The following is a 26,812-nucleotide window of genomic DNA, read 5'->3' as shown; positions in this document are numbered from 1 at the left end:
GTTACTTTTGGTTGGTGAATTGATATATTGTGAAAATCGCTGATATAATTTATTTGTTATTATTGTGTTGATACCTCCACCTCTAAAAACGAAAGCACCCCCAACAAATCATCTACGATACGTGAATGCTTAAAATCACCCCAAAACGAATCTTTTTTCCAAACACCAAGAATCCCTACTTGTTCAGAACCAAGCACATCGTTTTCTGGATGATCTCCAACATAAAGACATTCTTCTGCCTTAACATCTAGTCTTTGCAAAGCACGTTCGAAAATTTCAGGGTGAGGTTTTTTAATTCCTTCAGCTTCTGAAACGAGAATGGTGTTTGTATACGTATGTATATGTAGTGCTCGAAGGTTGCTCATCTGAAATTCAGTAAAACCATTTGTGATAATACCAATTTTAATGTTTCGCTGTTTTAACTGTTGAAGTAGTTCATGCGTGTTTTTGAAAGGAATACAATGATGTTGGAAGTTTGTAATATAGTCGTGTAGCAGTTGCTCTTGCGTTAAAGTAGTAATGTTGTATTCGGAAAGGAGAGTAGCATATACTTTATCCTTCCACGTATAGCCATTATTATCGAGTTCAAGAAATCGAGAACAATACTCCGATTTTTCTATGCCCATCAAATGTGAGGCAAAGCGATTATATTGCTCACAAATAAATCGTTCTAAAGATTGGCGCCGATCTAATAGTGTTCCATCTAAGTCGAATAAGATTGCACGAATCATGGGAAACCCCCTTGCAGTTTTTATAATTAATTATCGCATATTCGTAAAAAAATGATTATGATATTTTGTAGAATGGAATAATGGGGGATTGTATGAAGAAACTGTATGGCAAGTTAGTGTGTTGTATTATAGCAAGCAGTTTAGTTGCAGGATGCGATAGTGCTATCGAGGTTACGAAAGAAAAAGAAATTTGTAAAACAGAAGAAGAGTGCACGCAAATAGGAGATAAAACATTACAAAAAGTATATAAAAAGATAGAGGGACTTTCAGAACTTGAAAAAGTAGAGGATTATGACATAGGAGAGTATGAAAGTATGAATATGAAAGAGGCGGAACAGAAAAAAGAAGAGGATGACAATTATTTCTTTTTAGCTTCTTATTATATCGATGGTGATGGAATTGTAGATCCTTATTTTGAGAAATTGGATCGTAAGAGGTTGAATAAAGCTTTTGCAGATGACGAAGTAGCAAAAGATGATTTGTTAAGCCAACGGCAAGATAGAGAGTATCATGAAACTTTATGGGACATGTATCGCACTCTCATTCCAGTGAAATATCGTGAGAATATAACAGGGTTTGATCTAATAACGGATGGTTATGATGGCGTTGTTGCTCATGTCATGCCAAGTATGGATGACCCGAGAGATTGGTTGCTTAGTTTAGACGTGCTCGATTCTGGGGTGAATATAGATGAAGTGATGAAAACATTAATTCATGAAACGGCTCACGTATTAACGATTGGGCATAAACAAGTACCAGTGGATAGGAAATATTTAGAGGCGTTTGATGAAGAGAAAGACATTTCATCATATCGAAATAAATGTAAAACGGTGTTCTTGAAAAATGGATGTGCGAGAAAAACTTCGTATATTAACCAATTTTATAATGAATTTTGGAAACCAATTGAGCAAGAGTGGACAGAAAAGAAAGTAGAAGAAAGTGAAGAGGCACAAATTAAATTTTATAAAGAAAAGCATGATGAGTTTGTATCGTTGTATGGAACAACAAATGTAACGGAAGATATCGCAGATACATTTACAGCGTTCATTTTACAAGATTCAAAAAAAATGAAAGAAGGAACAGAGTTAAAATATAAGAAAATTGCTTTCTTCTATCAGTTCCCTGAGCTTGTAAAAATGAGAGCGGAAGTGCTGTCAGGATTATATGATGTTTCGAAAACGATAGAACAACAAAGTGGAGACTAATGTGAGTTATGCGTTCGATATAGTTTCGTTAAAGTAAAGCGTGAAGAATTTTTAATTCTTTGCGTTTTTTTATGTTGATAAAATTGAAAATTCTGTATTTTTATTTAAAAGAAGAAGGAACTGGCGGTATAAAATAGAATTAGTATAAAAATGTCACAATTTAGACACAATTATAATGCGCGTGTTGTAGGGACTATAAGTTTACTCTCGAGGAGGTAATGAAACGTATGAAAACGATTCTTGCTGTTGCTGGTCTCATTTGGGTAATGTCTCACGGTTTTCCGATTTTTGAAGGGGAGCAAATTCGTAGTGCTTTGAATGAAAAGTTTAATGATTATCATGTGATAGATCGAAAAGATAATGTCGTTACAGTACGTGTGAAAGACTGTTTCCATACAGTTACGGTTGCGGATGGAAACATTACAAATGAAACGAAAATGTGTGATAAAAGGTAAAAGAAAGAAGCTGACTATAGCGCACTGTTTTGAGTCAGCTTCTTTTTCTTTTTCCAATTAGAATTTTTTCAAATGCCTCAACAAATACATACATAAGAGTTGCAAGAACACATGTGAGTAGTACGCTAAGTAAGACGAGTGTGAAGTTAAAGACTTGGAATCCGTAGCTAATCAAGTAGCCAAGTCCTTGTTTGGAAACGAGAAGTTCTCCGAAAATAACACCGACCCAGGATAAACCAACGTTTACTTTTAACGTTGAGATAATTGCTGGAAAGGATGCAGGGAGAACGACTTGCTTATAACATTGCCATTTATTTGCACCAAATGTGTCCATCACTTTTATATAGTTAGAATCGACTTCTTGAAATGCACTGTAAATAACGAGAATGGTAATGATGATGGAAATGATTACTCCCATTGCGATAGAAGATGAAATGTTTGGACCGAAAATAACGATGATGATTGGACCGAGTGCAACTTTTGGCATTGCATTTAGGACGACGAGATAAGGATCAAGTACGCGGGCTAGAAGTGGCATCCACCAAAGGAACGTGGCAATAATAGCACCAAGTACTGTTCCGAGAATGAAGCCTACTCCTGTTTCCAGTAATGTCGTCCATATGTGGACCCAAAGTGAACCGTCGATCCATTTCGTTAAGAAGAGATCCCAAATACTCGAAGGAGAGCTAAAGAGTAAAGGATCAATCCATTCTTTTTTGCTAGCTATTTCCCATAGTGCAAAGAAAAGAATAAGTAATAAAAGTTGTAGCGAGCGAGCAATCCAAGCGCGTCTGCGTTCGTTCTTTCGAAATTGTTCATGTAGTTGTTTTATATTATCCAAGTCGTTCCAGCTCCTTCCATATATCTTGAAAGAGGGCTGGGAAATCGTAGTGATGGCGTGCTTCTAACGGTGATAAAGAACGGATACTTTCCGGGACGATAAAGGTTTTTGCGATTTTTCCGGGATTCGCTTGCAGTAAATAAATACGATCACTCATCGCAATCGCTTCTTCAATATCGTGAGTAACAAGTAGTGATGTTTTCTTATATTTATTTAGTAAGTTGAAAACGAGTTCTTCTAGTTTTAACTTCGTTTGATAATCGAGTGCGGAGAATGGTTCATCTAGTAATAAAATTTTCGGATCAGTCGCTAATGTTCGAACGAGAGCGGCACGTTGACGCATACCGCCGGATAGTTCACGAGGATATTGTTCTTCTACACCATGCAGACCGACTTGTTTTAAAAGATTTAAAGTATGTTCTTTCATCTGCTCATCATAAATCTTTCGAATATGAAGTCCAAGCATAATATTTTCTTCAATCGTTTTCCAAGGGAATAAGTAATCTTGTTGCAACATATATCCCATAGATGATGTTTTCGTTGTAATCGGTTCACCATCTAAAAAGACGATACCGTCAATTGGATCAAGTAGTCCAGCAATGATTGAGAGGAGCGTTGTTTTACCACAACCACTTGGACCGAGTATAGAAATAAATTCGCCTTCTTCCACTTGTAAGCTCATATCTTCGAGAATAAGTTTGGCATTCTCTTTTGCAAAAAAACAGTGAGAAACGTTACGTATTTGCAAAAAACTCATACACTTCGCCTCTATTTCTTAATAACGCTTTCGGCAATTTTTGTATTGACGAGCGCTTCATGTGGGACTTCTTTTTGTAATTCACCAGCGTCTTTCATAATAGTTTGGAGCTGTTTCCATTCTTCTGCATCTAATAGTGGATTTGTCGCATAAGAATGTTGCTTTTTATACCGTTCAATTACTTTTACTGTAATGTCTTTTGAAGTGTCTTTAAATAGCGGGGAAACAGTATCAGCAATCTCTTCTGGACTATGTGTATCAACCCATTGCTGTGCTTTATAGAGAGCACGTGTGAACTTTTCAGCTGCAGCTTTATCTTTCTTTAAGAAACTTTCTTTTGCCATGAACGTTGTATAAGGAACAGTACCAGATTCATTTCCGAATGAAGCGACGATATAACCTTTACCTTCTTTCTCAAGTATACTTGCAGTCGGTTCAAAGAGCTGTACAAACTCTCCAGTACCAGATGCGAAGGCATTTGCAATATTAGCAAACTCGATATTTTGAATTAAGTTTGTATCTTTATGAGGGTCAATGCCATTTTTCTTTAAAACGTATTCTCCAACCATTTGCGGCATGCCGCCTTTACGCTGTCCTAAAAATGTAACACCTTTTACGTCATTCCAATTAAAAGAGTCTAGTTTTTTACGTGAAACTAAAAATGTCCCATCTGTTTGTGTAAGCTGTGCAAAATTAATGACAGGGTCTTTCGCTCCTTGTTGATGAACGTAAATAGACGTTTCAGAACCGACGAGAGCAATATCAATTCCGCCAGATAATAGGGCGGTCATCGTTTTATCGCCACCAGCTGTTGTTTGTAGGTCAATATTTAGTCCTTCATCTTTAAAAAATCCTTTTTCAATCCCAACATATAATGGGGCATAGAAGAGAGAATGGGTAACTTCGCCGACGCGAATGTTTTGAGTTTGTTCTTTCGTACCTTCTTTTTTACTACTACAAGCAGCAAAAGTAAAAACAGCTAGTAACATGATGCAAAAAATCGCGATTAATTTTTTCACTATATAACACCTCCTAGAAGTCACTCTACAAGCATGATATGTAGGTAATTGCCCATATGTGAGTGTAGATAGCAGGAATTTTTTGGGTGATAAAGAAGTACAAATATAAGGGGTGATAAAATGGAGTACGAATACGATGATAGCGTACATTTACATCTTGATTATTTCGGGACAGAATGTGATATGGAATCGATTGCTTATAAGAGGAAGAATGAAGACGTATGGGATGTGTATTTTAATTTTGGAGTATACGGTATTCAGAAAGACGATGTAGAGTTAGGAAGATTTATGGACGGATATGCTGGTCATTACGTTTTTTCTGTACATGCTCGCGATCTTAGCTGGGAATTTGGAAGTGCCCAGTTTGAAGAGTGGGTTTTGAAAAATCGGATAGTAGAAAAAACGCTACAAAAATAGGAGGAATTTTGTGATTGGATTTCTCATCTTATTATTTATTTTTGTGGCCGGATTTTTAATCATGCAAATGCTTATTTACCGATTTGCAAAGAAAAACATCCATAAATATACAAAAATAAAATGGTTTCATATGTGGCTACATATGAATATGAAAAAAGGTCCGAGATTAGATTTTTTTGATTTTGTAATTATAGTACTCGTATGTATCGTATGGAAAATATGGCTGCTTCCTTTTATATAATACACATGCTAATCATTTTCTCTTTTCGTTATAGTAATAGTTGTAAAAAACTTGCATTTATACGTAAAACAGTGAGTGGTGTTGTGAAAGATATTTTGACAAATACAGACACACATACATACGGAATTAAAGTGTGATTACAGAATGGACAAATTGGCCGTGTGTAAAGTGTGGGGGAATAAGAAAGAGGTCGTCCAACGGTGGACGACCTCTTTCTTATTATGCTTGATTAGTGCGGAAGAATGGAAGCTTCTGCACAATGTGAATTAATCCGTATGCAAGAATTAAGCACATAAGAGGATTAATGAAAAATCCATAGCGATTAATTGCTAAGAATAAGTTTGAGAAGATAATGTAAATAATTGAACTTGCTACTAGCATCATAACGCGTTTATGTTTAAATGAATTTAGCATGAAGCAGAAGCTGCTCAAGAATGTACCGATGATAAACACTCTATGACATAGTTGCATAAAGTTGTGAATACGATATTGGTCTACAGCAGGAGCTGTTTTGAATAATTCAATTGTTTTACCGACAGTGAACCAAGAGAACCAATAAGTGAAGTCCGTCTTAAATCCGTTCTTAATTAATTCTTTTGCGTATGCACCTTTGTCATCTAAGCCTTTAGCTCTCATTTCATTTACTATATTTTCATATCCAATTTTATTAAATGGATCTGCACCGGCAATTAGTGGATCTGCACCTTGGGTTGAGAATAAAATAAATTGGTTGAGTGCTAAGTAGTTACGAACAACCCATGCGCCAATAATAAAGAAAGGTCCGATAAACCATAACAATCCGATTCGAATGGATTCTTTAAATCCATATGTAAATAACACAACAAGAACAGGAATGAGCATCATTGGAGCTGGATTTGGACGGAACATAAGTAAAATTGAAACGACAATTCCAAACCATATATGGAATTTCACTTTATTGTATTTCCATGCGAGAACAAATACATATACACATAACGCCAATAAGAATATGGATGGAACTTCTGTTAGCAATGTACGGAAGTATGTATAGTTACTTGGATAAATAGCATATAAAATACTTGCAACAATTCCATAAATGTTTTTTTCGAACAATTCTTTTCCTATTAAGAATACTAATAGCACTGTGCAAAGGTTCATGATCATGTTAATAACAGTTGCTACGTAATAGTAAGGAATTGATGTAATATCAGAAATAATCATAGCGCCAGCTAATAGTAATGGCTGACCTGGTGTAATATATGCATTTTTCCCTGGAACTTCACTAGGTTCTAAATACACATAACCAAATACACCATGTTTTAATAGTTGTTCAGCTGTTAACGAATAGTTAAAGGCATCATTTGCACCATATGTTACTTTGACTAACTCTCCATCTAATCCTGGCTGTTTTACTAAACAAAAAACGTGCAACAGGAAAGAAAGCGCCAAAATTGCATATACCGCTTTAGGCAAACTCTTAAACTTAGTAAGCAAAAATGAGCAACTCCTTTTTTATTAATTCTTTCGTATTTTTATGTGAAATCTTTAATAGTATTAAGGATTTCCAAAACATAGTTATTATATCATAAAGTGGAATGCTGAAATTAAGTTTTTCAAGAATGAGTAATTTGTATGCCATAATTTAACGGTTGATTAAGGGAATATTAAGACAAAACATTTATGATAGAAGCAAGTATGCAGACGAAATATGTAATATATGTTATTTTAATAGAAATAGTTCTTTCGATGCGGGGGAAATTAAGACATAGAAACGAGGGAATGAATTGAAGTATGGTTCTACACTTTTTCATCTTCCAAAAAGAAATATATTAATTTCTAGCATTATAAGTAGTATGGTGACTTTATTTGTAATAACTATGCTGTTTATGATTTTAAAGGTTTTTAATTTAGACATGATGAAAGATCATTTAAATCAAAAGTTTGTTTTAAGTGTTATGATGATTTTCATATGGGGCATAACGTTTTATATTACGCATTTCAATAAAAAAGAGATGTCTATACTTAGAGCATCCCTGCGAGTGCATTTTATATTACTTTTACTAGCTCATACAGTGGCGTTATTTTATATTGTCATGCAAGTTAATATGATTTTCATAGAGGCAATGAATTGGATTTACTTTTATAATATGCAGTTTATATTAAGTTTTGTAGTAATTTATGCAATATATATTCTTGTATATAATTTAATAGGTAAGGTTTTTCTAAGTATGGTTTTAACGAGCTGTACGTTAGTCATTTTAGGTATTGTGAATTATTTAAAGCTTATTTTCAGAGGCGATCCGCTATATCCTTCTGATTTCACACAAATTACGCATATGCAATCTGTTATACCGATGGTGATGGACTATTTTAGTTGGAGTTATATTTTTATCATTATCGTAAGTATCGTAGCTTGTATTGTAGCAGGGATATATATGAGAAGGTATATTCAAAATGTAAAGATTCATCTAGGAATAAGAGCCTTATTAGTAGTAGGATCTATTTTTGTTCTATATGCGTATGGTAATTTTGCGAATACATTTATGAATAAAGTATTTCAAAAATCAGGTGTAGATTTTGTTTTGTGGAATCAAAATGAGAACTATGCTTCAAATGGTTTTGTACTTGGGTTTATTAGCAATTTAGATACAACAGTTATGGAAAAACCAAAAAATTATTCTAAAGAAAATATGCTTCAAATAGCAAACGATATAAAAAAACAATATAGTGGAAATATAGGGAGCCAAAAGAAAAAAGAGAAACCGAATATTATTTTTGTAATGAGTGAATCGTTTTGGGATCCGACGAAAGTAACTAACCTTTCTTTTAGTGAAGATCCTGTACCAAATTTACATCATTATATAGAAAACTTTCCTGGTGGACAAACTATTTCTCCTACATTTGGGGGAAATACGGCGAACGTTGAATTTGAGGCATTAACAAGTTATTCAATGAGTTTGTTAAAGCCAGGTTCTATACCATATCAGCAGGTTATTACAAATAAGAAAGAAATTCCATCAATCCCTACGGCGTTGAAAAAAGAAGGTTATTATACAAGTGCAATTCATTCATTTGGTCGCACATTCTTTAAACGTGACGATGTATATAAGGTGTTAGGATTTGATAAGTTTAATGCAGAGGACACGATGGAAAATGTGGATATTGATGGAGATTATATTAGTGATTTAGCGATGAGTAAAGAGATAATTGCTGAGTTAGAGGAACAAAAACAGCCAACATTTATTCATGCAGTTACGATGCAAAATCATTTTCCATTTACAGAAGGCCGATTTGGTGAAAACCTAATAGAAATTAGCGGTCTAGAAAATGAAGAATCAAAGGGAGAATTAGAGACGTATACAGAAGGATTAAGACGTTCAGATGAGGCCTTTCAATATTTAATAGAGCAACTAGATAATTTAGATAGACCTACATTATTAGTATTCTTTGGAGATCATCTTCCATCATTAGGAACAAATAAATCTTTTTATAAAGAAAATGGGTATATAACGAATGAAAAAACACCGAGCGAACGTTTAGCGATGGCGCAAACTCCGTTATTAATGTATGCAAACTTTGATATGCCAAATGATAATTTAGGTTTAGTAAGCCCAATTCATTTTTCTAATCTTATTTTTGATTATGCAGGATTAAATAAATCCTTATTTTATCAATTTTTATCGGAACTTTACAAGGAAATACCAGTGCTTAGAGATGAATTAAAAGTTGATAAAAATGGAGAAGTAATCAATGATTTAACAAAGAAACAAAAAGAAATGTTAGAGCAATATAAAATGCTTCAATATGATTTACTCGTTGGAAATCAATATAGTAAAGATATCCTCTTTAAATAAAAGAAACAAAAAGAACTTGTATAACGATACAAGTTCTTTTTTCATAGTATTTAACGGGGTAACCAGACAAGCTGGGTTTAGGGAGTATTACTTGTACATTTAGTATATATGAAAATATAATCGTTTTATTTGTGTATTTGTGAGAAATGTGTGAATTTTATGTTTTATAAAAAACGATTATGTTAACGTTCATTCTTATATTGCAGTTGTTATGTTTGTAAAAATTTTATCAGTTCTTTATTTAATTCATCCGCTTGATCGATTGGTGAACCATGACCACTATTTGTAAGAGCATGTAACTGAGAATTTTTAATTCGTTGTTGCGTAAGCTCAGCACTTTTGTAAGGAATTAGTTGGTCGTGAACGCCGTGGAAGATTTTTGTTGGGACGTTAATTTTATTTAAATCTTTCGTTACATCTTCATTTGCAGCTGCTTGTAAAATTTTGATAAGGGCATAAGAAGCGGACTGCATACCGAGATAAGAAAACCATTCAAGGGTTGCAGCTCCTAAGTTTCTATTGAAAAAGGATAAAGATACATCATTTAAAAATTTTGGTAAATTAGCATACATTTGATTAATGAGAGCATCTGCTTGTTCTTTCGGTACACCGTAAGGGGACTCTTGATTTTTAACGAAAGAGGGAGAGACAGCGTCAATTAATGCGAGCTTAGAAATGCGGCGCCCATTATAGCGAGACATATATCGAATAGAAAGAGCACCACCAACTGAGAAACCGACTAACGTAGCGTTCTCTACTTGGAGTGCTTCTAGAACAATTGCGATATCATCGGCTAATCGATCATACGTGTAACCAGTCCATGGCTTATCAGATTGTCCATTCCCTCGTATATCCATGGCGATACAGCGAAAGCCATGCTCTGGTAAAACATTGAGTTGATATTGATACATTTGATGATTTAAAGGCCATCCGTGAACGAAGAAAACAGTCTTACTACCTGGACCAGGATTAACGTCTTGCACAAAAATATGCACATCTTTCTCGACAGTAATAAACATAAATTTCCCCCTGTTCTATCAATAGGCTCCATTCTAAAAGCTTTGTTTTACTTTTTAGGCCGTCTATATAAAACATCCTCCATAATATACGTATTAATGATCATAGATTTTATGCTCTGTATATAGTCTAAATATATTGCGTTTTTGGTACGATTTTCCTCAAATGTTCGATTTATCTTTGTTTGTCTATGAAAATCATTTATTATAATAAATGGTATTCTTCGAGATATTATTTTGAAGGGGTGTTGAAGTGAAAGAAAGTTTTCTATCATATAAAGAAGAAGAAAAGAATGCAAAAATCCTTTTATGGGTGTTATATGTCATTGTTATTGTATATCAAATTTTCTATGCAATCGTATTAGAAGAGAAATCAATAATGGATAAGGGATACAACATAATATGGCAAGTTATTTGCGGAGTAGCAATACTGTGCGTGAATATATATTTAATGAAAAAAGAGAAGGCAAACCTTGTTAAATATGCATGGATATTTGCATACATAGCGATAGAAATCGCTAATATATTTGCATATGTTTTTTATAATAAAGCGGCGTTTGATGCGACAAATATAATAGAAATTATTCTCATTTTCTTTGTACCTATATTTTTAAATAAAAAATTCTATGTGTTTTTACTTTCCTCTATTGTAGGAAAATATTTAATTTATTTATTTGTATTAGAGGAAGTAAAAGCATTTATGTTCCTTATTATGTGTACGCTTATGTTAATAGCTGCATATATCATTTTAAATCGATTTTTACAATATCTTTCAGCCGTAAAGGAAAGTATTGCGATTGCTAGCGAATCACAGAAATTAGCAGTAATCGGAAAAATGGCAGCGACGGTTGGACATGAAATTAAAAATCCACTCGCTTCATTAAAAGGATTTACGCAATTACAACGAGAGAAGCATGAAGAGGATCCTATTTATAAACGTATGATTTTTGAAATAGAAAATATGAATAATATGATAAGTGAGTTAATGGAAGTTGCTACATGCAAACCTTCTATTTATAAGAAACATGATGTAGGAAAAATTGTATTACAAGTAATAACAAGTCTTCGCGAAAAAATGAATGAATTAAACGTACAGTTTATTTCTAATGTGGAAGAAAAAACAATAGAAGTTGAATGTGATGAACGAAAAATAAGAGGAGTCTTTTTATATACGATAAAAAATGCTTTAGAGGCAATGGAACAAGGTGGCATATTACATTTGCAATTAGAGAATAAAGGGAAAGAATATGTAATAATCAGCGTAATCGATAATGGTTATGGTATTAAGCAAGAAAACTTAACCCGTGTTACAGAGGCCTTTTATACAACGAAACAAGATAAAATTGGTCTGGGACTTACGGTAGCGAATCGAATTGTCGCCGAGCACCTTGGTGAGCTGCATATTTCAAGTGAAAGAGATACTGGAACGAGAATAGACATCATTCTCCCAAGGGAGTGTGGAAATACTGAAATCCAAGTGGAAGAAAAGCTAGGAGTTACCATATGAATAAAGGCTATATATTTAAAAATGAAGAAATAAAGGCGTTGAAAGTATTTTTAAGTTTATTTTTTATTATATTTTTTGTGTATGATCTTGCCTATGAATTTATCGTACCTTTAATCGCGGGAGAGCAAGAAGGCGTAGGAAAGTTTGAAGATGGTTTAGGTTTATGGCTTTACTTTTTGACGGTAGTATTGTTTTGCATTGGAATATACTTTATGAAATGGAAGAATGTTTTTGTGGTAAAGTATATTATTCTAATTGGCTATAATGTATTAGATTGTATCCATAACATTATGATTTATTATGGTAGCGATGCGGAATTTGACGGTGGAAATATAGTAGAAGTATTTTTTATTTTGTTCGCACCAATCTTTGTGAACAAAAGATATTTCTGGTTAGTTCCAGCGATACTTGTCGGGAAGTACGCTCTTACAGGAATCATTATTCAATCTTCTCTCGTTTTAATCCCAATGGCATTATATAGTGTATTTACTATCATATGTTGGATTATATTTTTGAGGGTTCAGTCTTACGTTCGTACGCTTGAGATGATGGACAAAGAAATAAAACAGACAGAAAAACTAGCAGCTGTTGGAAAAATGGCGACGGTTATTGGTTATAAGATTAGAAGACCTTTAGCAAACTTAAAAAAACTTGTGAATAAACAAGCAGACAAGCATCCAGAGGATAAAATTTATAGTGATATTATGAAACAAGAAGTAGATCGGATTCATATAATTGCTACAGAACTTAGTGGATTTGAGAAATCTAAATCACTAGAATCAGAAACTCATAACATACAAGAAATTATCTCTTATGTTATTCGAGTTATGGAAAAGCCTGCTTTAAAACAAGGAGTCTACATACAAGGTATTTACAGTAAAGACTTACCATCAATTACATGTGATGAAAAACGATTAAAACAGGTCTTTTTTAATTTAATTAAAAATGCAATTGAAGCAATGTCAGTTGGCGGAACAATTACGATTAAAGTTACTGTAAAAGATGGAATCATCATTCAAGTGAAAGATGAGGGATGCGGCATTCCGAAAGATAAAATTCCAAAGTTAAATGAAGCCTTTTATACAACGAAAGAAACAGGAACTGGTCTAGGTTTAGTAGTTACAGAAAAAATTATTAAAGACCACAACGGTAAAATGAATTTTGAAAGTGAAGTTGGGGTTGGAACGACGGTTGAGGTTATGTTACCACTGCATTAAATAGAAAAAACATCACTTCCAAATAAGTGATGTTTTTCTATTTTATCTTGCTATTTGTGGATAGTAAAAATTTCATTTTATCGATAAAGAAATGTATGATGTATTTCTAAGATCAAAATGTTTTTTTTAGTTTTTATTATGGATTTTTCGGTGTAAAATTTAGACTATAAAAATTAATTGTTTTTTTCTAAAAAAACTATTTTCTTTTTTGGGTTTTAATGGTATATTCAAAACACGATAAATAAATACTTATTTTTGGCACACTATTCGAAAGGATAGGTCGCAAAGCTAAGAGTCTAAAGTAATGAAAATTACTATGATAGTCTGGTTGCAGTTTGGATTTTCACACATAGTTGTATGTATGAAAATCGAAGAGGCAACCGGATTTTTTATTGTCTCAAAAAGAAAAAATAAATGGGCACACTATTCGAAAGGATAGGTCGCAAAGCTAAGAGTCTAAGGTAATGAAAATTACTATGATAGTCTGGTTGCAGTTTGGATTTTTACACATAGTTGTATGTATGAAAATCGAAGAGGCAACCGGATTTTTTATTGTCTCAAAAAGAAAAAATAAATGGGCACACTGTTCGAAAGGATAGGTCGCAAAGCTAAGAGTCTAAGGTAATGAAAATTACTATGATAGTCTGGTTGCAGTTTGGATTTTCACACATGTTGTGATGTATGAAAATCGAAAAGGCAACCAGGCTTTTTATTTTCTAGGAATACACATTATGATTGTAAATTTAGCTGAATAATAAATTTAATGTTCGAAATATTCTGTTCATAAGAAGTGAGGGAGGGAAGTACATTGCAAAATCAAATAGGTAAATTTGGGCGTATACTTCTCGCTGGAGGAATATTATTTACGCAAGTTGGTGTGCTAGATTACTCTGCAACGAAAGTTTATGCGGTTACAAACGACGAGCAAGGACGTTTTATCGTTCATATGGATAAACAAGAAATAAAAGTTGATGAAAATATAGTATTAAAGATTACAAATACAAATAAACAAGATGCTAATATCGAGCTGAAATTATCTAATGAACAGCTGTTCAATGAAGCAGAAACGAAAAAAATGAACGAAAACAATAAAGCGATTCAAAACATTTCAGTAACAGAAGATCACATTGTAAAAATTGAAAAGAATGAACAAAGTAATTTTATCGGTGACGTATATGTAGTCATTCAAATGAAAAAAGCTGGAGAGTACAAATTTGAACCGATAGTGAAGTTTGAAGGGAATGAAAAGAAAATTGAATCTCCTTCTCTACATGTTGTAGAGAAAAAAGAGGCTTTAAATGTAGCCATTTCTGATGAAAATCCAAAGGCTTCAGAGGAAGTTATGAAAAAAGAAATAAGTGAAAAAGTGAAAGTATCGGAAGAAAATAAAAAACAAGAAATAAATTCTACTAATGCTGAAGTTCCAAAAGAAACGAAGACTTTAGCGAAAGAAAAGGTTAATGAAGAACTCGTACCAAAGGAAAATGAATTAAAAGAGAGCAATAGGATAAACGAAAATAATCAGGAATTACCTGCTATTCAAGCTGAGAAGGTATTAAAGAGCCAATCTCTACTAACTGCTAGTCCTGTTACAAGTATTCTTAAATATCCAAATGTAAAGGTAATAAATAATAGAACAGGTGAAGGGCCTTCTATCTCGGGTAAATATGCTTTTAGATTTGTTTGGAGCCCACAAGTAACATATGAGGTAAAGGGTAGTAGCAATGACAGAACTGGTCAAAGTCAATATACATTTAGAAATTCAAATAGAGAACAGTACGTATTAGTAAAAAAAGCTGGTGAATATCAAGGGAAATGGATTGATGTCCGTATTAATATTCACTCTATGACAGCTTCATCTGTAGATGTTAAAACACCAATAACTAAAGGTGATGCAAAAAACTTTTTACAATTATATGGGAACGGAAGGTCAGGACAAACTTATAATGCTTCCTTTGAATTTTATGAACACGGAACAAGTAAAAAAGTACCATTAACGGCAATGTGGAATTTCAAAAGGATAAATAGTTATAAAAATGTAAAGTTACGTAATGATGGTAGTCATTTAACGAATTTATACGTGTATGATACGAGTTCAATTAGGTATCAAGACAAAGGGAATAATAAAATCGAGTTTTCTGGAACAGCAGGTCCAGTAGCTACTCCAGAAGCAGATATGACAATTACATTTGATAATTTAACAGAATTACCGCTAGAAGTTAGATTAAATGCTTCAGGTGTTAATGTATCATACGACCAATTAGCGATTGCACAAATTGAAATTCCAGCTCCAAGTGTAATAGGAGATATTGTGGAAGATAATTCCCGTCAACTTTCTTATAAGGTATATCAAAATATGCCTGCTCAATCGAAAGAGATTCACTATGCGAAATCTTTTGTATTAGAAAGTGAAGTGAATAAGGATTTTACTGTGAATGATGTTTCCATTCAAGATGTGGAGAGTGGAGATGATGTAAGTAGCTTCTTTGATATTAGCAGGACAAACAATAAAATCACTGCGGTTGCGAAAGTAAATGCGCTAAAAACAGAAGAATTCAACGGGAAAATTTATGAAATGACAATTACAGGTTCTCCTGTAAAAGGTGCTAATGTAATGAAATATTACAAAGATGGTTATCTTGAAATACCGGTGTCAGCTAAAAATTATTTAGATGGCGATAAGAATGGACAAGATAGTAATCGAGATGGAATCGCAAAAATAAGGTATAAAGGTATTCCAACTGGGAAACCAGTCCCACAAAAAGTAGTGCAAGGAACAGATTTAACAAAAATGGATATTTCTAAATTTGTGACAGATTTATCTGTAGATACGAATTTGGATGTAGATAAACCAATATCAGTAGTGAAGTTAATCAATATTCCAGATACCAAAACAATAGGGAATCATACTGTAACGGTTGTAATTGAAACGAAGCAAGGTGTACAAGCGGAGATTCAAGTGCCGGTTACTGTCGTTGATGGGACTTTAAAGTTAGTAGACGTACCAAAAGAAATTACATTTGGAGATTTAACAATTCCATCGAAAACAACGACATACGCACCGAAGACGATTTCAAATCCTTTAAAGGTAACCGATGATCGTGTTAAAAAGCAAAAATGGAGTGTATATGTAAAGGAAATCACACCATTAACTTCAGCGCAAAATGACACATTGACAGGAGCATTGATTTACAAACGAAATGGAAAGGATACACCTTTAAGTACTTCTAGTATAGAAGCATTCTCGTATATTTCTAAAAACGACGAGGAGGTTTCACTAAATTGGAAGGAAAACGAAGGAATTCATTTACAAGTAAAACCAGGGCCGAATGTCAAAGCAAATACTAAATATGCTGGACAGCTAGAATGGACATTAACCGATGCTCCTCTCTAAAAATATATGAAATATATAAATTTTAGAAAGGAGAGAGTAATGAAAAAAATAGTTGGTATTATCGTTTCCACAGTTATATGTGTGCCGTGTCTTATGGCAAATGTAGTAACGGCTACAAGTACGAATTCAAAAGCGGGTATTACATTTTCGAATAGCTATACACCAAATACATCAACTGATCCGACAAAGATAAATACAAAAAAAGAGACAGTTGATAAAAATAAAAATGGAGATAAATATTTACCGAAAACAGGAGGCCAGACACGGGACTTCAAACAATATATAGGATTGTTTTCGATTGTTTTATCTCTATATGTATTCAAAAGAATTAGGGGAAAGCAAGTGTATTCAAAATAAAAAATAGATGAAAACAGAGAAAAGGGGAAGGTACATATGAAACTAGCAAAATTAGCATTAATTGGTGCAGTATCATTAACATCAGTTGCAGCAGTAGGAACTTCAGCATTTGCGGAAGAGAAAGCAAATATGAAATCAAAAACCGATGTAACGTTTATTGAAGATACAAGCACAACAGATCCAAACAATCCAGAAAATCCAAATGAAAAAGTTACACCAGAGAACCCTGGTGACCATGAAAAAGGAACAAAAGGTCCATTAAGTATTAACTACGTTTCTAACTTACACTTCGGCGAGCAAGTTATCTCTGGTAATGATCAAACATACTTTGCAAAATTGGATAAAGTGAAACAAGGGAGCAAAACAGTTGAAGTACCTAACTTCGTATCTGTAACAGATAACCGTGGTACAAATGCAGGATGGAAATTGAAAGTAAAGCAAAATGCACAATTTAAAAGTGGTAATAGTGAGTTAACAAATGCAGCTTTAAGCTTAAGTAACCCAGCTGTAAATTCTGTAACTGATGCACAATATGCACCTACAACATTTAAAAATAAAGTAACGCTAGCTCCAGGTGGAGATGCGGTGGAAATTACTACTGCCGCAAAGAATAAAGGTATGGGTGATTGGACGACTGCATTCGGTAAAGGAACAGAACAAGGTAAACAGAGTGTGAGCTTATTCGTACCAGGTACGACAGCGAAAGAAAAAGGTGCGAAATATTCAGCTGAGTTAACTTGGACTTTAGAAGATACACCAAACTAAGCTTATACAAGATTGAAAATTAAGAATGACTGAATTTTAAAAATGATCATAAAGGGGTATAAAACTATGAAACTAGCAAAAATAGCATTAATTGGAGCGGTAACATTATCATCAGTATCAGTAGGAACGTCTGCATTTGCAGCTGAGAAAGATGGCGGGAAATTAGACTCAAAAGCATTCATTAAATTCGAGAAAAATACAGATAAAATTGATGTTGTTAATCCAGAGAATCCAGATGAAACTGTAGATCCAGTTGATCCAGATAAAAAAGGTACAGATGGTCCACTAAGTATTGATTATGTATCTAACTTCAACTTTAAAACACAAAAAGCATCAGGGAATAACGAAATCTACTTTGCAGAATTAGATAAAGTAAAGAAAAAAGTAGACGGTTCTGTAATTGACGTGCCGAACTACGTTCAAGTAACAGATAATCGTGGTACAAATGCTGGATGGCATTTAACAGTAAAACAAAATGGTCAATTCAAAACTGCAGATGATAAAGCGTTGGATGGTGCGGCATTAACATTAAAAAATTCAGCTTTGAAATCAAATGCAGGTAGCGACGCACCAACAGCAGAACAATCTATCACATTAAATCCAAGTGGTGCAGCATCTGATTTAATCGATGCAAAAGAAAACCAAGGTATAGGTACATGGGTAAATACGTTTGGTAAAGATGCAACAGAAGCGAAACAAAGCGTAGAGTTATCTGTACCAGGTAAAACGAAAAAAGAACAAACACAATACACAACTTCACTAACTTGGGAACTAACAGACGCTCCTATGTAAGTAAGAGGAATTTTAAGATAAAAGAGGAAAATGAGAAGAGATAAGGGAATGGCTTTAACCTTGTCTCTTTCTTGTCTATAAAATGGATATGAAGGGGATTACATAAGAGATGGTAAAAAAACTATTTACTAGCTTACTATTAATTACATTCTTCATGGTAAACGCTTTTTCAGTATATGCAGCTGAAATGAAATTCGCTGTGACAGCAGTTATACCAGAAAATCAAATTGATAAAAATCAAACGTATTTTGATTTGAAAATGCAACCTGGACAAAAGCAAACAATTCAAGTCCAAATGAAAAATGATACGAATAAAGAAGTTGTGGTAGAATCGTTTGCTAATACAGCAATTACGAATAGCAATGGTATTACAGATTATAGTACAGTAGAACCAAAAACGGATTCTACTTTGAAATATCCGTTTTCTAAAATTGCTAAAATGCCAAAAGAAACGAAAGTCCCAGCTAACAGCATAGTGACAGTTGATATAAACCTAGAAATGCCAAGTGAGTCGTTTGATGGTGTTATTTTAGGTGGTTTATACTTTAAAGAAAAAGAAGATGAGAATGCAAAGAAAAAAGATGAAGGTGTGCAAATTGAAAATAAATATGCATACGCAATTGGTGTTGTTTTAAAAGAGACGGATGCTGAAGTAAAACCAGACATGAAATTAAACGAAGTAAAGCCAACACAAATTAACGGGCGTAACGTTGTTACTGCAAATTTACAAAACGTAAAGCCAGCAATGTTAAAAAATTTAAGTGTTGATGCAAAAGTATATAAAGAAAAAGGTAGAGACGTTTTATTTGAAGCGAAAAAAGAAAATTTAAGAATGGCGCCAAACTCAAACTTTGATTATGCTATTAGCTGGGAAAACAAAGCATTTGATCCAGGAACGTACCGAGTAGAAGTGAAAGCCACTGATGGCGATCAAAAATGGGAATGGACGAAGAAATTTACAATTGAAGGAAAGACAGCTGATAAGTTAAATGATACAGCGGTAGAAGCGAAAAAAGACTACACATTATATTACATTATCGGCGGAGTACTACTGTTAATTATATTATTAGTTCTTGTATTCTTCTTAGGTAGACGTTCTAAAAAAGAGGACGATAACGAAAAATAATATATTGATAGTGTAAAAAGAAATTAATGGATGTTTTACTACGAAAAATATATAATGGCTTTGTCTGTTATTTGTTGTAGTTCATTTATATTTCTATTTGTTGACCCGAATCTCGGGTCTTTTTTTATGAAATGAATTGCTATATGTTAGTAATTAGAAAAATAGAATATACAGCACTTGCAGTAATTCCAGGGGTAATATAAAGGGATATAGCATCTCCTCTTGCAACTGGGTTTCCAGTTGTAATGCTAGTCCAAGTTACATTAGCGGGACCTACTGCCGGAGAAGGATTAAATACTTGAATTTGTCCTGCTCCGCTATCCGTTGGTTTAATGGAAAATACCATAGTTCCGGTAATTTTGTCAGTAGTAGTTAAGGTAATAGTAGATAGGATGTAGCTAGAAGAAGGGGTTGTGAGATTTGTTGGGACATTTCTGCAAATATTAATCGTATAAATAGCAGCAGGTAAATTATTTATATTTATAGACGCAGAAAAGCCGACAATACTACCGGCTCCAGCAGTGACATATGGAATAACATTGGAGTCAATTCCAGGAGAACCCGCTATACGTTGAAAACCAGCATTTGTTCCTTGAAAAACAATACTTTTTGCTGAAGCACTATCGGCAGATCCCGTAGGCCCAGTGTTCCCCGTAGGTCCGGTGTTCCCCGTAGGTCCGGTGTTCCCCGTAGGTCCGGTGTTCCCTGTAGGCCCAGTAATGCCGGTAGGCCCAGTGTTCCCCGTAGGCCCAGTAATGCCAGTAGGTCCGGTGTTCCCCGTAGGGCCAGTGATGCCGGAAGGTCCGGTACTACCGGTAGGTCCACTTTCTACTAATACGATATAATCTGGAGATATATTAGGAAACCCTTGAGGTGCATCTTTTTTTACAACATAGCCGCTGCCCGTATAAGTGACAACTTGTCCTTTTTTATAGTTGGGAGCCGCTGCTAGACTGAAGGTGGTAGTACTTTGGAAACCCGCTCCGGAAGGTCCAGCATTCCCCGTAGGTCCGGTGTTCCCCGTGGGTCCGGTGTTCCCCGTGGGTCCGGTGTTCCCCGTGGGCCCAGTGTTTCCGTTAGAACCGCTGTTGCGCCTGCCGTCGCAACTAAAATAATTACGTGGGTACATATATGTTCTCCTTTCTATATTTTCAAAATCTAGTTTTTAAAATAGAACTACTATATATATATTATGAATTCTATAATTTTGTGTGGCAGATCGTATTTTGTGTCTAGATTTCAAAAGATAGCGGGAGGAGAATTAAGTAGTGTTAGAGCCACCATTTCTCCTGCGGAAGCAAAATAACATCCACATCAAAATTCTCTTTAAACCAATCATACATCAATGTCTCTTTTACTAAATATTCAGAGGCAGAGTGTGACACGCCAATTAGAGACATATTCGTTTCTTTTACATAATCCATAATGAGCGAGTATTTATGTCGGCCGTAATCATTGTCGATATGGCAATGGATTTCTCCTGTAATATATGCTTCAGCACCTTTTTCTTCTGCTTCCTTCATTAAAGATACAACATCGCCACATCCAGCGATAATTGCGATTTTTTTGATGGAATCATGTCGTTTACCTTCGAAGTCTGTGTAAGGAATCTGGAAGAGTTGTTTTAGATGTTTTTGGAGTGCTTCTGTTGATGTTTCATCTATTTCACAAATAAGGCCAACTGGTTCTTGTTCTGGACCTCCATATGCAAAGTTGTCCACTACAGTAGCATTTAATGCTTTTGCAATTGAAATACTCGTTCCATGTGTTTGATGAAAATCCATTGGTACGTGACATGTATATATAGAAAGTTGTTTTTCCTTTATTCCTTGCAAATATTTTTCAGGAATTGGTATGAAACCGCGGCCTGATCTTCCAATTGGATCACCGCACTCCATTACAAGGGGATGGTGCATAAAGAGTAAATCACCGGGTGTGGATTGTGAAATGAATGTTTCAAGAACGTCATCTGTAGGGAATACAGCTAAAAATACTTTGTTTACATTTTCAGATCCGTGCATCATAAGGCCGTTAAATAAATCTACAAAATTTGCTTCGAAAAATTGTTGCCAAGGAAATTTGATAGGATCATATACGGCTGGGATAAATCGACTAAAGGCGCTATCTTTTCCGTATTTTTCAATTTGAAATAAGTGATCGAGTGATTGCTCTATTTTTTTTAAGGCTGGCATGTTTGATAATCCTCCTTAAGATGATTCTTGCTTTATGAGTTGTTTGTATTCTTCGTAGCAAAATAAGAAGCGGATAGGAAACAAATAAAACCTAGAATTCAGCCAATAGAAGGAGAATAGGGAAGTACATGCTGTAATAGCATTCCGCTAGAAATGAAGAAACTACTAAATAGACCTAATAACATAGGATATCGTTGTAGTTTGAACACAGATAGTAAACATCCTTTCTCCTGCATGAACTACTCATAAAAGCTCGATTGCTGAAACTTTATCACATACATTGTATATTAGTCTTAATTTTCTGTATATAACTTTTAAGAAAAATGGTGATACAATATATGAATGATAAGAGAAGAGAGGATGAAGATTAACATATGTACGTTACTGTAACAGAAGCAGCATATAAAAAGATTATGGATACGATTCCAAGCGAAGCGAAATATATGAAGTTATTTTATGATAATGAGGGTTGCGGTTGTGTCATGAGCGGAATCATCGATTTAGTAGCTGTAGCAGAAAAAGATGAGCGCGATGTGGATATTGAATCAAGCACAATGAATTTTATCGCTGATCGTACAAAGCTTGTATTTATGGACGATAAGTTAACGGTTGATTGGCATGAAGGTGGAGGAACTTTTCAGTTGAAGAGCCCAAGCCAGTTTTATAATCCAAATATGAAATTACACGTTCGAGTATAGTAAAGGAAATGTGAGTCCAAAATGTATTTTGGACTCACATTTTTTTATTTTATAAGTCGCTATTATTGTCGATATATTGAAAAAATCGCCGATATAAATGGAGTTGCGCTGATATATTTGGGGAATCGCCGGTATAAATGGAGTTGCGCCGATATATTCAGAAAATCGCCGATATAATTTCATTTACCAAAACGTCCCAATAGTAAAAAGATTTTTTCACATAATGAAATGTACATGTGATTGAATTTTCTGTATAATCTTCTTTGCGGAGGGGATACGCATGAGAAGATGGGGAATTGAGTTATTAATTTTAAGTGTTGTTATTATTTGGGGGATTAACTATACGATTGCAAAGTATGGATTTTTAGAATTTACAGCAATTGAATTTACTGCACTTCGTATGATGGCGGCGGCACCGCTCCTGTTACTTCTTACCTTTTTTATTGAAAAGTCGGTTTATATGGAGCGAAAGGATATACCTAGACTAATCATCGTTAGCGTTGTAGGTATTGTACTGTATCAAACGTTATTTATGGAAACTGTCAAATATACATCCGCTACAAATGCCTCTTTACTCATTTCTATTTCACCTATTTTTACAACTGTATTTGCGATTTTTCTGAAACAAGAAAATTTTTCTTCTCGAAAGTTAATCGGTTCTATGATTGCTTTTGTTGGTGCAGCATTAGTTTTAGTAGCAGGACATTCACTTACTAGTTCTTTTTATGGCAATGGAATTGGACTTATTACATCCATATGCTGGGGGCTTTATCCTGTTTTAGCAGGACCATTAATTAAAAAATATTCAGCATTACGTGTTACAGCATGGTCTGCATTAGTGGGTGCGATTCCGCTATTATTGTTAAGTGGTCCGTATGTGTTTGTCAGGCCATTTCACATTACTCACGGAATGACACTATTTGCTTTACTATATTCTATTTTCTTTGTCACAGTATTTGGTCTAGTAATGTGGTATGTTGGTGTTCAAAAAATTGGGGCGTCACATACGATGGTATATATGTATATAACGCCGCTTGTAGCTGTTTTATTTGCAGCTGTCTGGGCAAATGAATATGTATCGTTTCAACAAATCATCGGTGGAATTATCATTTTTGTCGGTCTATGGTTTGTGAAATCGGAGAAAGTAAAAGTTCATTCTATTGCAGGGGAACCTATATCAAAATAGGAAAACAGATCACCTATGATCTGCTTTCCTATTTTTTTATTTTTGGTAAGAAGATGAGAAATAAGATAGCAGTAATAAGTGGAATTAAGTTTAAAAATGGAATACGGAAGAGTGTAATAAGAATAATACCTGGAAGAAGAACACCGAGGACAGCGTAAAAAATGCTATGGTTTTTCGTGTACCAATACAATGAAAGTCCGATAAGTGCAGGGATAATGAGGTGAATGAGAGCCATTAAAAAATAAATCATTAGACGCCCCCTTTATTTGTGTGCTTATTACATCATATCCGTATGTTCATAGATTGATATCATTTTTTTCATAAATGGACGAAAAAAGTTTGAAAAACCGTCACAAAATATGAGAATATAATGTTTGAAATCTTGTATAATATTATTTTCTAAAAACATTTAAACAACATAAACATACTGTTTATGTTGTTTTTAATTTGAGTGAAATGGATGTAAGGAATATGAATTTGAAAGAAATTTTTTGTTGGATAGATAAGAACGAATGAAGAGAGGTACAGCATGATTAGTATGTCACTAAGATCATTTAAAATCCAATCGTATTATATACTAGGTATTTTGTTACTAGGTTGGATGTTAACACCGTTTTCAGCACACTTTTTAGGCGCTGGAATTGGGCTTATTGTAAGTATGTATTGCGTTTGGCTTCTAGGGAGAAGAATTGAGAAGCTTGGAGATAGTATTGTAAAGAAGACGAAAGCACCGACACTCGGTATGTTTAACCGTTTTGCAGCTGCCATTTTGGGTGCTATTATTATGTACGAAATTGAGCACCACATGGTTATGTGGGCATTTGCAGTAGGGATTATGGGTGGTTATTTCTTAATCGTTGTGAATTTAGGATACTATAGCATGAAAGATGAGAAAGAACTAACAAAGAGCTAAAAGAGATAAAAAGATAAAAGACTTCTTTTTAGATGGAATAGATGATCCAGCCACGAATAGAAGCGGTCAGGGCCTTTTTTAACCCCATACGATGTGAAACCCGAGAGATGTAGCGAGTAGGGATATAATGTATATATTCGAAGCTGTAATTTTATAATCTAGATCACAGATGAAGAGATTAGCATTTCACTTTATATAAGATATAGAAAGAAGCTTACGTTTTCACGTAAGCTTCTTTTTTATGTAAGTGTGTGTAACCGTTAAGCCGCATTGGGTTTTGTCGGTGAGTACGCGAAACTTTACGGTTACACGACACTTATTCATATGAGTAAAGGGTTATTCCAACAGAAAGTTTTAATTTAAGCGATTGGACCGCCTAAGTTAATGATATCTTCAGAAACGCTTTCGAACTTTTTGAAGTTCTCTTTGAATTCATTTGCAAGCTCGATTGCTTTTGCTTTGTAAGCAGCTTTATCAGCCCAAGTTTGTTCAGGCATTAACACTTCGTCAGGTACACCTGGTACGTGAAGTGGAACTTCAAGACCGAAGATGTCATGTTTAGCTGTTTCAGTTTTTGCAAGTTCGCCGCTTAATGCTGCTTGAATCATTGCACGAGTATAACCTAAGTTCATACGTTTACCAACTCCGTACTCGCCGCCGGTCCAGCCAGTGTTTACTAGGAATACTTTCGCATCGTGTTTCTCGATTTTTTCACCAAGCATTTCAGCGTAGCGAGATGCATCAAGTGGTAAGAATGGTGAACCGAAGCAAGTTGAGAATGTAGCTTGCGGAGATGTAACGCCGCGCTCTGTTCCTGCTAGTTTACTAGTGTAACCACTTAAGAAATGATACATAGCTTGCTCTTTTGATAACTTACTGATTGGAGGCAATACGCCAGATGCATCAGCAGTTAAGAAAATAATTGTATTTGGGTGTCCAGCAACACTTGGCAGTACGATATTGTCGATCGCATGCATAGGGTATGCAGCACGAGTATTTTCTGTTAAAGTAGTATCGTTGTAGTCGGCGATACGCGTTTGGTCATTAATGATAACGTTTTCTAAAACAGATCCAAATTTGATTGCATCGAAAATTTGTGGTTCTTTCTCGTGAGAAAGGTTTACACATTTTGCATAGCAACCGCCTTCAATATTGAATACACCGTTATCAGACCAACCGTGCTCATCATCACCGATTAATTTACGGTTTGGATCAGCGGATAAAGTTGTTTTACCTGTTCCAGATAAACCGAAGAATAGTGCTACGTCGCCTTCTTCACCTACGTTTGCAGAGCAATGCATAGAAAGGATATCTTGTTCAGGTAATAAGAAGTTCATAATAGAGAAGATTGATTTTTTCATTTCTCCAGCGTATTCTGTACCACCAATTAGTACGATACGTTTTTCGAATGAAACCATAATGAATGCTTCAGAGTTTGTACCGTCAACAGCTGGATCAGCTTTGAAATTCGGTGCAGAAACAATTGTGAACTCTGATTCATGAGTTGTTAATTCTTCTTCAGTTGGACGAATGAATAATTGATGTACAAATAAATTGTGCCATGCATATTCGTTAATAACTTGAATTGGTAGGCGGTAATTGCGGTCAGCGCCTGCAAATCCTTTGAAGACGAATAACTCTTCTTTTTCTTTTAAGTATTCTAAAACTTTAGTATATAATTTATTAAAATGTTCTTCAGAAATCGGTTGGTTCACAGCTCCCCAAGCAATTTTGTCAGCAACCGATGCTTCTTTCACAATAAATTTATCTTTAGGAGAACGTCCTGTATATTTTCCAGTTGAAGCAGAAACGGCACCAGTCGAAGTTAATTTCGCTTCATTTCGCATTAATACTTTTTCCACTAATTGCGGAACACTTAGTTGAATCTGTGCATTGCTTCCGTTCAATAATTCGTGTAAACCAATTTGGACATTCACAGTACTCATATTTATATACCATCCTTTTCATTTAATGAAATATTTCTCGTAATCCCCAACAAGAGTATAACACAATTATATAAATAATGTATACTATTTATTTCTTTTTGTTTGTGTGAATGCATTATTTCCCTATTAATATTTCATTTCAGGCGTATTGAGAAAAACTTTCAGGAAAATGTGAATATTAATTGACAAATGAATATCATTTCT

Annotated in this window: 25 protein-coding genes, 1 pseudogene and 3 riboswitches; of the genes and pseudogenes, 16 read left to right on the top strand and 10 right to left on the bottom strand. The window is 34.4% G+C overall.

Going from position 1 to position 26,812, the window contains the following annotated elements; genetic code table 11:
- Window positions 1–59: 59 nt before the first annotated feature.
- On the bottom strand, window positions 60–731 hold the full coding sequence (locus OXT04_RS11985; RefSeq protein ID WP_000617266.1) for an HAD family hydrolase: 672 nt from the start codon (window positions 729–731) through the stop codon (window positions 60–62).
- A gap of 92 nt (window positions 732–823) precedes the next feature.
- Between OXT04_RS11985 and OXT04_RS11980 the strand changes: the two genes are divergently transcribed.
- Together OXT04_RS11980 and OXT04_RS11975 are read left to right on the top strand one after the other, a co-directional pair.
- Complete coding sequence (locus tag OXT04_RS11980) at window positions 824–1,936, top strand: hypothetical protein (RefSeq protein ID WP_000737824.1); 1,113 nt, start codon at window positions 824–826, stop codon at window positions 1,934–1,936.
- A 227-nt stretch (window positions 1,937–2,163) separates the two neighbouring features.
- Window positions 2,164–2,391, top strand: a complete 228-nt coding sequence (locus OXT04_RS11975; protein WP_000849112.1) for a hypothetical protein — start codon at window positions 2,164–2,166, stop codon at window positions 2,389–2,391.
- A gap of 34 nt (window positions 2,392–2,425) precedes the next feature.
- On the opposite strand, the gene OXT04_RS11970 is transcribed toward OXT04_RS11975, so the two are convergent.
- Genes OXT04_RS11970 through OXT04_RS11960 form a run of 3 tightly spaced genes read right to left on the bottom strand, consistent with a single transcriptional unit; the run spans window position 2,426 to window position 5,008 of the window.
- Window positions 2,426–3,232, bottom strand: coding sequence for an ABC transporter permease (locus OXT04_RS11970; RefSeq protein WP_000368798.1), 807 nt, complete (start codon window positions 3,230–3,232; stop codon window positions 2,426–2,428).
- Window positions 3,225–3,989 carry an ABC transporter ATP-binding protein gene (locus tag OXT04_RS11965; RefSeq protein WP_000009022.1) on the bottom strand — a complete coding sequence of 255 codons (765 nt, stop codon included), beginning with the start codon at window positions 3,987–3,989 and terminating at the stop codon, window positions 3,225–3,227. Before OXT04_RS11965 ends, OXT04_RS11970 begins: the two co-directional genes overlap by 8 nt.
- An 11-nt stretch (window positions 3,990–4,000) precedes the next feature.
- A complete protein-coding gene (locus OXT04_RS11960) occupies window positions 4,001–5,008 on the bottom strand; it encodes an ABC transporter substrate-binding protein (protein ID WP_053563500.1) in 1,008 nt (335 codons plus the stop codon).
- Between the two features lie 120 nt (window positions 5,009–5,128).
- Between OXT04_RS11960 and OXT04_RS11955 the strand changes: the two genes are divergently transcribed.
- The 3 genes and pseudogenes from OXT04_RS11955 to OXT04_RS11945 all read left to right on the top strand — a co-directional run.
- Window positions 5,129–5,425 (top strand): DUF3986 family protein, encoded by a 297-nt coding sequence (locus tag OXT04_RS11955; protein ID WP_267414886.1) that lies wholly within the window; start codon window positions 5,129–5,131, stop codon window positions 5,423–5,425.
- Between the two features lie 10 nt (window positions 5,426–5,435).
- On the top strand, window positions 5,436–5,666 hold the full coding sequence (locus tag OXT04_RS11950) for a hypothetical protein (protein WP_000578986.1): 231 nt from the start codon (window positions 5,436–5,438) through the stop codon (window positions 5,664–5,666).
- Window positions 5,667–5,731: 65 nt separating this feature from the next.
- Window positions 5,732–5,803: pseudogene (locus OXT04_RS11945) on the top strand (DUF2196 domain-containing protein); the annotation flags it as partial.
- An 82-nt stretch (window positions 5,804–5,885) separates the two neighbouring features.
- Here the strand turns inward: OXT04_RS11945 and OXT04_RS11940 are convergent.
- Window positions 5,886–7,139, bottom strand: coding sequence for a glycosyltransferase family 39 protein (locus OXT04_RS11940; protein ID WP_000956220.1), 1,254 nt, complete (start codon window positions 7,137–7,139; stop codon window positions 5,886–5,888).
- A 290-nt stretch (window positions 7,140–7,429) separates the two neighbouring features.
- Between OXT04_RS11940 and OXT04_RS11935 the strand changes: the two genes are divergently transcribed.
- Window positions 7,430–9,499: an LTA synthase family protein gene (locus OXT04_RS11935; RefSeq protein ID WP_097821647.1), complete on the top strand. Its 2,070-nt coding sequence runs from the start codon at window positions 7,430–7,432 to the stop codon at window positions 9,497–9,499.
- 209 nt (window positions 9,500–9,708) lie between these two features.
- On the opposite strand, the gene OXT04_RS11930 is transcribed toward OXT04_RS11935, so the two are convergent.
- A complete protein-coding gene (locus tag OXT04_RS11930) occupies window positions 9,709–10,518 on the bottom strand; it encodes an alpha/beta fold hydrolase (protein WP_000471062.1) in 810 nt (269 codons plus the stop codon).
- 250 nt (window positions 10,519–10,768) lie between these two features.
- Between OXT04_RS11930 and OXT04_RS11925 the strand changes: the two genes are divergently transcribed.
- The 7 genes from OXT04_RS11925 (at window position 10,769) to OXT04_RS11895 (ending at window position 19,673) form a co-directional block, all read left to right on the top strand.
- A complete protein-coding gene (locus tag OXT04_RS11925) occupies window positions 10,769–12,022 on the top strand; it encodes an ATP-binding protein (protein ID WP_016512215.1) in 1,254 nt (417 codons plus the stop codon).
- A complete protein-coding gene (locus OXT04_RS11920) occupies window positions 12,019–13,239 on the top strand; it encodes an ATP-binding protein (RefSeq protein ID WP_001032635.1) in 1,221 nt (406 codons plus the stop codon). Before OXT04_RS11925 ends, OXT04_RS11920 begins: the two co-directional genes overlap by 4 nt.
- A gap of 247 nt (window positions 13,240–13,486) precedes the next feature.
- A riboswitch (cyclic di-GMP riboswitch) is annotated at window positions 13,487–13,575 on the top strand.
- 71 nt (window positions 13,576–13,646) lie between these two features.
- Window positions 13,647–13,735, top strand: a riboswitch (cyclic di-GMP riboswitch).
- A gap of 71 nt (window positions 13,736–13,806) precedes the next feature.
- Window positions 13,807–13,895: riboswitch (cyclic di-GMP riboswitch) on the top strand.
- 152 nt (window positions 13,896–14,047) lie between these two features.
- On the top strand, window positions 14,048–16,633 hold the full coding sequence (locus tag OXT04_RS11915) for a WxL domain-containing protein (protein ID WP_267414866.1): 2,586 nt from the start codon (window positions 14,048–14,050) through the stop codon (window positions 16,631–16,633).
- 39 nt (window positions 16,634–16,672) lie between these two features.
- Window positions 16,673–16,990, top strand: a complete 318-nt coding sequence (locus OXT04_RS11910) for an EF2685/EF0750 family sortase-dependent surface protein (RefSeq protein ID WP_267414864.1) — start codon at window positions 16,673–16,675, stop codon at window positions 16,988–16,990.
- Window positions 16,991–17,026: 36 nt separating this feature from the next.
- Window positions 17,027–17,755, top strand: a complete 729-nt coding sequence (locus tag OXT04_RS11905; protein WP_071713469.1) for a WxL domain-containing protein — start codon at window positions 17,027–17,029, stop codon at window positions 17,753–17,755.
- A gap of 66 nt (window positions 17,756–17,821) precedes the next feature.
- The gene (locus tag OXT04_RS11900) at window positions 17,822–18,547 is read left to right on the top strand and encodes a WxL domain-containing protein (protein WP_000761505.1); all 726 of its coding nucleotides are present in this window, start codon (window positions 17,822–17,824) and stop codon (window positions 18,545–18,547) included.
- A gap of 109 nt (window positions 18,548–18,656) precedes the next feature.
- Window positions 18,657–19,673, top strand: coding sequence for a WxLIP family cell surface protein (locus tag OXT04_RS11895; protein ID WP_072941209.1), 1,017 nt, complete (start codon window positions 18,657–18,659; stop codon window positions 19,671–19,673).
- Window positions 19,674–19,812: 139 nt separating this feature from the next.
- Here the strand turns inward: OXT04_RS11895 and OXT04_RS11890 are convergent, their stop codons facing one another.
- Window positions 19,813–20,802, bottom strand: a complete 990-nt coding sequence (locus OXT04_RS11890) for a collagen-like domain-containing protein (protein WP_267414854.1) — start codon at window positions 20,800–20,802, stop codon at window positions 19,813–19,815.
- A 142-nt stretch (window positions 20,803–20,944) separates the two neighbouring features.
- A complete protein-coding gene (locus tag OXT04_RS11885) occupies window positions 20,945–21,865 on the bottom strand; it encodes a Nif3-like dinuclear metal center hexameric protein (RefSeq protein ID WP_072941217.1) in 921 nt (306 codons plus the stop codon).
- A gap of 374 nt (window positions 21,866–22,239) precedes the next feature.
- Here OXT04_RS11885 and OXT04_RS11880 point away from each other — a divergent pair, with 374 nt between their 5' ends.
- Both OXT04_RS11880 and OXT04_RS11875 read left to right on the top strand, forming a co-directional pair.
- Window positions 22,240–22,563 (top strand): iron-sulfur cluster biosynthesis family protein, encoded by a 324-nt coding sequence (locus tag OXT04_RS11880; RefSeq protein ID WP_267414845.1) that lies wholly within the window; start codon window positions 22,240–22,242, stop codon window positions 22,561–22,563.
- A gap of 280 nt (window positions 22,564–22,843) precedes the next feature.
- Window positions 22,844–23,749, top strand: a complete 906-nt coding sequence (locus OXT04_RS11875; protein WP_071713463.1) for a DMT family transporter — start codon at window positions 22,844–22,846, stop codon at window positions 23,747–23,749.
- Window positions 23,750–23,777: 28 nt separating this feature from the next.
- On the opposite strand, the gene OXT04_RS11870 is transcribed toward OXT04_RS11875, so the two are convergent.
- The gene (locus OXT04_RS11870) at window positions 23,778–23,999 is read right to left on the bottom strand and encodes a hypothetical protein (protein ID WP_000639042.1); all 222 of its coding nucleotides are present in this window, start codon (window positions 23,997–23,999) and stop codon (window positions 23,778–23,780) included.
- A 279-nt stretch (window positions 24,000–24,278) separates the two neighbouring features.
- On the opposite strand from OXT04_RS11870, the gene OXT04_RS11865 reads away from it, so the two are divergent.
- Window positions 24,279–24,662, top strand: a complete 384-nt coding sequence (locus tag OXT04_RS11865) for an ATP synthase subunit I (protein WP_000624926.1) — start codon at window positions 24,279–24,281, stop codon at window positions 24,660–24,662.
- Window positions 24,663–25,021: 359 nt separating this feature from the next.
- On the opposite strand, the gene pckA is transcribed toward OXT04_RS11865, so the two are convergent.
- Window positions 25,022–26,608, bottom strand: coding sequence for a phosphoenolpyruvate carboxykinase (ATP) (pckA, locus tag OXT04_RS11860; protein WP_267414828.1), 1,587 nt, complete (start codon window positions 26,606–26,608; stop codon window positions 25,022–25,024).
- Between the last annotated feature and the right edge of the window lie 204 nt (window positions 26,609–26,812).

The organism is Bacillus sp. GC_Bacil_1 (genome assembly GCF_026540675.1).
GTDB classification, from domain to species: Bacteria; Bacillota; Bacilli; order Bacillales; family Bacillaceae_G; genus Bacillus_A; species Bacillus_A cereus.
Note: the sequence above shows the minus strand (reverse complement) of the source record. Positions and strands in the feature narration are given on the sequence as shown.

Excerpts from the sequence above, each read along its gene's own strand:
- OXT04_RS11985 (WP_000617266.1), bottom strand. The coding sequence starts at position 731 with ATGATTCGTGCAATCTTATTCGACTTAGATGGAACACTATTAGATCGG.
- OXT04_RS11980 (WP_000737824.1), top strand. The coding sequence starts at position 824 with ATGAAGAAACTGTATGGCAAGTTAGTGTGTTGTATTATAGCAAGCAGT.
- OXT04_RS11975 (WP_000849112.1), top strand. The coding sequence starts at position 2,164 with ATGAAAACGATTCTTGCTGTTGCTGGTCTCATTTGGGTAATGTCTCAC.
- OXT04_RS11965 (WP_000009022.1), bottom strand. The coding sequence starts at position 3,989 with ATGAGTTTTTTGCAAATACGTAACGTTTCTCACTGTTTTTTTGCAAAA.
- OXT04_RS11955 (WP_267414886.1), top strand. The coding sequence starts at position 5,129 with ATGGAGTACGAATACGATGATAGCGTACATTTACATCTTGATTATTTC.
- OXT04_RS11930 (WP_000471062.1), bottom strand. The coding sequence starts at position 10,518 with ATGTTTATTACTGTCGAGAAAGATGTGCATATTTTTGTGCAAGACGTT.
- OXT04_RS11920 (WP_001032635.1), top strand. The coding sequence starts at position 12,019 with ATGAATAAAGGCTATATATTTAAAAATGAAGAAATAAAGGCGTTGAAA.
- OXT04_RS11910 (WP_267414864.1), top strand. The coding sequence starts at position 16,673 with ATGAAAAAAATAGTTGGTATTATCGTTTCCACAGTTATATGTGTGCCG.
- OXT04_RS11905 (WP_071713469.1), top strand. The coding sequence starts at position 17,027 with ATGAAACTAGCAAAATTAGCATTAATTGGTGCAGTATCATTAACATCA.
- OXT04_RS11900 (WP_000761505.1), top strand. The coding sequence starts at position 17,822 with ATGAAACTAGCAAAAATAGCATTAATTGGAGCGGTAACATTATCATCA.
- OXT04_RS11895 (WP_072941209.1), top strand. The coding sequence starts at position 18,657 with ATGGTAAAAAAACTATTTACTAGCTTACTATTAATTACATTCTTCATG.
- OXT04_RS11890 (WP_267414854.1), bottom strand. The coding sequence starts at position 20,802 with ATGTACCCACGTAATTATTTTAGTTGCGACGGCAGGCGCAACAGCGGT.
- OXT04_RS11885 (WP_072941217.1), bottom strand. The coding sequence starts at position 21,865 with ATGCCAGCCTTAAAAAAAATAGAGCAATCACTCGATCACTTATTTCAA.
- OXT04_RS11880 (WP_267414845.1), top strand. The coding sequence starts at position 22,240 with ATGTACGTTACTGTAACAGAAGCAGCATATAAAAAGATTATGGATACG.
- OXT04_RS11875 (WP_071713463.1), top strand. The coding sequence starts at position 22,844 with ATGAGAAGATGGGGAATTGAGTTATTAATTTTAAGTGTTGTTATTATT.
- OXT04_RS11870 (WP_000639042.1), bottom strand. The coding sequence starts at position 23,999 with ATGATTTATTTTTTAATGGCTCTCATTCACCTCATTATCCCTGCACTT.
- OXT04_RS11865 (WP_000624926.1), top strand. The coding sequence starts at position 24,279 with ATGATTAGTATGTCACTAAGATCATTTAAAATCCAATCGTATTATATA.
- pckA (WP_267414828.1), bottom strand. The coding sequence starts at position 26,608 with ATGAGTACTGTGAATGTCCAAATTGGTTTACACGAATTATTGAACGGA.